Annotated in this window: 3 protein-coding genes; 1 reads left to right on the top strand and 2 read right to left on the bottom strand. The window is 39.7% G+C overall.

Features of this window, described 5'->3' with window-relative positions:
- Positions 1-120 precede the first annotated feature (120 nt).
- On the bottom strand, positions 121-888 hold the full coding sequence (gene lptB, locus NZ519_12550; protein MCS7029584.1) for an LPS export ABC transporter ATP-binding protein: 768 nt from the start codon (positions 886-888) through the stop codon (positions 121-123).
- Positions 885-2,528: a transcription termination factor Rho gene (gene rho / locus NZ519_12545; protein MCS7029583.1), complete on the bottom strand. Its 1,644-nt coding sequence runs from the start codon at positions 2,526-2,528 to the stop codon at positions 885-887. Before rho ends, lptB begins: the two co-directional genes overlap by 4 nt.
- A gap of 296 nt (positions 2,529-2,824) precedes the next feature.
- Here rho and NZ519_12540 point away from each other — a divergent pair, with 296 nt between their 5' ends.
- A complete protein-coding gene (locus tag NZ519_12540) occupies positions 2,825-4,090 on the top strand; it encodes an NAD(P)/FAD-dependent oxidoreductase (protein ID MCS7029582.1) in 1,266 nt (421 codons plus the stop codon).
- Positions 4,091-4,366: the final 276 nt, after the last annotated feature.

Here is a 4,366-nt window from a genome sequence, read left to right as displayed (position 1 = left end):
GTAGCCCGTAGCACGCCGACCTTGCCCACACAAGCGCAAGCGAAGTGTGGGCAAGGGCACGCCCAAAAAATAAAAAATATCCAAAAAAACTATCTACTCTTCATTCACTAAAAATAGCTTTTACTCACTCTTTACCTGATTATTTTTTTGCAACAAACGAAGCAAATCTTCACTAACCTTGTCAGTAAGATAAGCTTTGCGCGCTACAGGGTCATTTACTATGTCTTCGGTTCTACCTTGTGTGAGAATTCTGCCTTCTGTAAGAATGTAAGCCCGTTCAGTAATAGATAAGGTTTCTCTCACATTATGGTCTGTAATCAAAATACCAATGTTTTTATCTTTTAATTTAGCTACTACCTGCTGAATTTCACCGACCTGCACAGGGTCCACGCCCGCAAAAGGTTCGTCTAAAAGAATAAATTTAGGTTTTACAGCCAAAGCCCGAGCAATTTCTGTACGCCTGCGCTCCCCACCTGAAAGAACTATTCCCAAGCTTTTGCGTACCTTAGTGAGATTAAATTCCTCAATAAGCTCATCTACAATTTGTTTAGCTTCTTTTTTGGGAATATCGCGGCGCATTTCTAAAACTGACATTATGTTTTGCTCTACGGTTAAATGTCTAAATACAGAAGGTTCTTGAGCTAAATATCCTACGCCTAGCTTAGCCCTTTTGTACATGGGTAAATGAGTGATTTCTTTGTCATCCAAAAAAATTCTTCCGCTATTGGGTTTAACTAAACCAACAATCATGTAAAAAGAAGTCGTTTTTCCCGCACCGTTGGGACCTAATAAACCTACAATCTCACCTTGTGCTACTTGCAAGCTTACATCATTGACTACTAAGCGTTTTTTGTATTGCTTAAATAAATGTTCGGCGCGTAATATCATACCGTTATGTTCTTCATCATCATAAAGAGTTCTTCGTTGTTGCGAGTTCTTCGCATGATATCTAAAATCTTTTCCATAGCTTCTACGGGCGTATGGTCTGCAAAGTAATTGCGAAGCAGCCACATATTTTGTAAGGTAGCCTTATCTAAAAGCATGTCTTCTCTCCGAGTAGACGAAGCTAATAAATCAATAGCAGGGAATATACGGCGGTTGGCTAATCGCCTGTCTAGTTGTAATTCCATGTTGCCTGTACCTTTGAATTCTTCGAAAATGTATTCGTCCATTCGGCTACCTGTGTCAATCAAAGCGGTAGCGATAATAGTCAAGCTTCCACCATTGATGATTTTTCGTGCTGCGCCGAAGAATCGTTTAGGTTTATAGAGTGCAGTAGCTTCTACGCCCCCTGATAATACTCGCCCTGTGCTGGGTGTAATTGTATTGTACGCCCGCGCTAAGCGGGTAATTGAGTCTAATAAGATTACTACATCATGTCCGCACTCTACTAATCTTTTTGCTTTTTCTAACACAAAGTTAGCTACTTGTGCGTGATGCTCTGCACTTTCGTCAAAAGTAGAGCTTATAATTTCTGCTTTTACATTTTGCTTCATGTCTGTAACCTCTTCGGGGCGCTCATCTACAAGTAAGATGATGAGATATACTTCGGGATGATTTTGTACAATAGCATTGGCAATTTTTTGGAGTAAAATAGTTTTACCTGTTTTAGGTTGTGCTACAATTAAGCCCCTTTGTCCTTTGCCAATTGGGCAGAATAGGTCAAGTATGCGAGTACTGTATTCATCAGGGGTGGTTATGAGATTTAGTTTTTCATTTGGATAAGTAGGTGTTAGGTGATCAAAGTTGACTCGGTCTTTAATCTCTTCAATAGATTTACCATTGATTTTTTCCGCACGCATTAAAGTGTAGCTTCTTTCTCCCTCACGCGGCGCTCGAACTGCACCAAAAACAGTATCGCCTTGTTTTAAGCCCAAAGCGCGTACTTGGCTAGGATGCACATACACATCATCTGGTGAAGGAAAATAGTTGTATTCAGCAGATCGCAAGTATGCTGAACCATCACTCATTATGTCTGCAACTCCTGTATAACGAATAGCCGTTTCTATGGTATTAAATACGCCAATAAGTGTAGGTTTGGTATTATTATTTTGAGTTTGAGGTTCAGGCGCAGCTGCTATTTCAGTTTTAGGTTGGTTTTCTGTAACCTGCGAAGTAGAGCTGGTTTCGTTTTTAACCTCTTCTATAAGTAAATTTTTTACTTTAGTCCGTTCTATTTTGAGGATAGGCGCTTTTTGTAGTTTTTCAGTTTCAGGTTCTTTATGCTCTGTTTGAGGTTCAGCTTGGACTAAGTTTTGTTCCACGGAGCTGGTTTTTTCTTTACTTTTTTTGGATTTGACTTTTTTACTCTCTTCGGTACCTGTGTGCTCGGTACTTTTGTTTTGTACTTCGGGAAGTACTTCTGTTTTCGGTTCAGACATCTGTGGTTTATCTTTGTTAGTGGATAAGATAAGTTGTACTAATTCCGCTTTTCGGACATTTGCGCTCACTTTATGTCCTGCTTCTGCGGCAAGCTTTTTTAGTTCTGATAAGGTTTTCTTGTTTAGTTCTTTTTCAGTTAGTTGCATGAATGTTAAGGTTGAAATTTTATTCAGTTGTACGAAAAAGAAACAAGCTACTTATTTAGTTTTTTTGACTATAATAAGACAATTTTTTGCAAAGATAGTAAAAAAGTTAATGTTAGTCAAGTCATAGCAGATAAATCTTAATAGGCATACAAATAAAACGTAGATTAGGGTTAGTATCCTGTAAAAAGATGTTGATTTTTTTGCATAGCTTGGGATGCTCTTAATAGTTATGTAACTTTTGTTACTGAAAAATGGATAAAATAATACGAATATTGAAATAAATAAGTCATAAAGATATGGAAGCCAAGCGTCATCAAGTTGTGATACTAGGGGGTGGTACTGCGGGCATCATGCTAGCGGCTACCTTAAAAAGAACAAAAGCGGATTTGGACATAGCCATTGTAGAGCCTTCTGAAAAGCATTACTATCAACCTGCTTATACACTAGTAGGTGCAGGAACATATAAACTAGAAAAGTGCGTCAGAGATGAAGCGGACTACATTCCCAAAGGTACAACATGGATCAAAGACTTTGCTGAACACATCTCACCTGATAACAACGAAGTAATTCTAAGAAAACAAGGTAAAATCAAATATGACGTGTTGGTTGTTGCCACAGGCGTAATATTTGACAACAGCTTGATAGAAGGTTTGCAAGAGGCTTTGGACAAAGGTATAGTATGTAGCAACTATGTTGATCCGAATAAAACATGGGAACTGCTTCAGAAATTTCAAGGGGGTAACCTGATATTTACCCAATCGAACACACCTATTAAATGTGGGGGAGCACCTCAAAAAGCAGCCTATTTGTCTGCAGACTATCTGCGCAGAAAGAAACTAGCTCAACCCCACAACATTATGCTTGTAATGCCAGGTTCGGTTATATTCGGAGTTAAAATCATAGCGGAGAGCTTATTGAAAAAAGTTGAAGAGTACAAGATACATCTCAAACTAGGATTGGCGCCAATCAAAATAGACAGTACTCGAAAAACAGTTACTTTCAAAAATGTGTTGGCTACACCTAACAAGTATGTAGATGAAAATCCACCTGTATTCAAAGTAAATAAGTTAGACCAAGATACGATTGAAGTACCTTTTGACTTTTTGCATTTAGCGCCCCCTCAAACTACTCATAAGTTTGTTAAAGAATCGGGCTTGACCAACGCACAAGGCTGGGTTGATGTAAACATCAATAGCTTACAACATAACCGCTATCCTAATGTATTCAGTTTGGGCGATGCAGCGGCTCTACCTACTGCAAAAACAGGTGCAGCTATACGTAAGCAAGTCCCTGTGGTAGTAGACAACATTATTTCTTTCTTAGAAGGTAAGCCCGTTCAAAACTTTGGCTATGAAGGCTACTCCTCTTGTCCTTTGACCACAGGCTATGGTGAAATGGTACTAGCTGAATTCAATTACAAAAATGAATTCACACCTGACCCTAAACTCAAAATGATGCTTATTAGTAAGTCATACAAGCCCCATTGGCGATTATGGATACTCAAAAAACACATATTGCCATACTTGTATTGGAATAAAATGCTAAAAGGCATTCCTGTGTGAGTGTATCTTTTTCAAATACAGTTCATAAGCAGAGGGAAAGCGCCATTCAAACTCCCTCTGCTTTTTGTACAAAAGCTTGGTTTGTTTTTATGTTGGTGATATTTTTTTGGGCGTGCCCTTGCCCACACTTCGCTTGCGCTTGTGTGAGCAAGGTCGGCGTGCTACGGGCTGCGCTTCGCTTCGGTGCTGCGGGGGGGCCCCCCCCCCCCCCCCCGAGGGAAGAAAAATACGGGGGGGGCGGGGGGCAAACAAAACACACAAACAACGACGACGCCA

It is taken from the genome of Bacteroidia bacterium (assembly GCA_025056095.1).
Taxonomy (GTDB): Bacteria; Bacteroidota; Bacteroidia; order JANWVE01; family JANWVE01; genus JANWVE01.
The sequence above is the reverse complement of the archived record's forward strand: the minus strand, read 5'-3'. Positions and strand labels throughout refer to the sequence as shown.